The organism is Rhizobacter sp. P1_G5, from assembly GCF_056405435.1.
This window is the reverse complement of record NZ_JBFUCB010000927.1, coordinates 1-1667: the sequence shown is the minus strand read 5'-3', so window position 1 is coordinate 1667 and position 1667 is coordinate 1. Positions and strand designations below refer to the sequence as shown.

Here is a 1667-nt window from a genome sequence, read left to right as displayed (position 1 = left end):
CAGCAGCAGTGGGGGCACTTCCCGGCGGCCTATGGCAATGCGGCGCTGTACCTGCAGACGCACAACCACAAGCTGCCGAAGGCTCAGTGACGGCTGACCTCGCCGGCCGTTGCAGTTCGGCCGTTGTCGACGGCGGTCGCCGGACGCTCGTCGAGCTTGCCCGGCGCGGTATCGAGCGGCAGCGGTGACGAGTCGAGCGGCGCGAGGTCGCTGTCGCCGTTGTCCGGGATCGCCGCGTCGAGCTCGGGCAGCAGGATGTCGATGTCGGCGGCCAGCCGCGCCGCGCGCTCGGCACGGCTCGCGGCCAGCGCGGCCCGCGCGGCCTTCACGCGCCGCAGCGCATGGCGCGATTCGCGCTCGGCGAGGTCGATCTCGCGCTTCGGGCCGCATAAAAAGCCGCCGCCCTTGAACCACACGTAGACCTCGGTGCCGGGCAGCATCGGTTGCTGGTTCGGCGAGATCAGCATCTCGACGACGCCGAAGGAAAGGGTGATGCGAACGGCCTGCTTGTCGCCCACCACCGCCACGTGGCGAGAGCGTGCGACTTGCTCGAGTTGCTGCGCGAGAAGCGGCAGCAACGGCCATGAGAGCACTCGATTCATGGGTTTTATCTCCCCTGTCGTTGTGCGCAAACGATAGCGAAGGACCTGCAAATGCGGACGGTAGGGTTACTCGGCGTTACCCCTCTTTCGCCACAACGTCGCCAAGCACCAACCAATGGTTGTCCAGTTGCAGACCAATTGGAAGACCAACCAGCGACCGATCGTCTTTTTTTGCGTCAGATATCCGCGCCTGCGATCGCTGCGCTTCCGGTCGGCCACCGGCCCACAGCGCATGGGAGGCATCAAGTGCAACAGCGCAGGCCTCCTGCAACGGCGCGAGACCTTGCCAATTCCCATCGGCTTGCCATTGCGCGAGGCCTTGTGCACGTGGGCAGCCGATCACGAAGCCTTCCTGCGTGGCCGCGATGTCGCCGCCGTAGCCGGCGAGCGATGGTGATGCTGCGGGTTGCAACGCGTGGCCATCGAAGCGCGCCAGCACCGGTGCCACGGCACGCAGCGCGGCATCGGCGTGCTCGGCCTGCATCGCAATGCCGAGCACGGCATCGGTACCCCGCCCGTGCCACGCGAGGTGGCGCAGGCTGAGGCGCGCATCGGCCAGCTGCCAGTGCCCCWGCAGTTCGCCGCGCGCGGCATCGAGCCGCACCAGCGACGAGTCCATGCGGTCGAGCCCGAGCTTCATGCGGCCGGTCTCGGGCCGGATCTCGATGCCGCCGTTCGCGACGACCAGCCGCGTGAACGGCGCTGCGTGTTCGTCCCACAGCAGCATGTGCGGGTCACGGCCGTGCGTCGGCCACTCGGCGCGCTTCTCCAGCGTGCGGGCATCGCGCACGCCGACCAGGCCGGCGCCGCTGTCGAGGTCGGTCTCGCTGGTGTACAGCGTGTCGCCCGACGCATCGGCGATCACGTGGCCGTTGTACGCGCGGTTCGGCTCGATCCACGCGAGCGCGATCACGCGGCCCTCGCGGTCCCAGCGCATCAGCCAGTCGCCGGGGCGGCGCGCGACGGCGAGCAGCGTGCCGCCGCGCTCCTGCAGCAGGCCGTGGGCGCGGGTCGGCACTGCGATCGATCGGTGCACGCGCAGGTGGTGGCCTTGCAGGCCCAGCA

The 1667-nt window shown here is 69.1% G+C and carries 2 protein-coding genes; both read right to left on the bottom strand.

Translation table 11 applies throughout. The features are described 5' to 3' along the window. Window positions 1-83 precede the first annotated feature (83 nt). Complete coding sequence (locus tag AC1D12_RS32830; RefSeq protein ID WP_156155204.1) at window positions 84-602, bottom strand: hypothetical protein; 519 nt, start codon at window positions 600-602, stop codon at window positions 84-86. Window positions 603-678: 76 nt separating this feature from the next. Next, window positions 679-1667 (bottom strand): DUF1513 domain-containing protein (locus AC1D12_RS32825; RefSeq protein ID WP_477845305.1); only part of this gene is annotated, 989 nt, incomplete at its 5' end.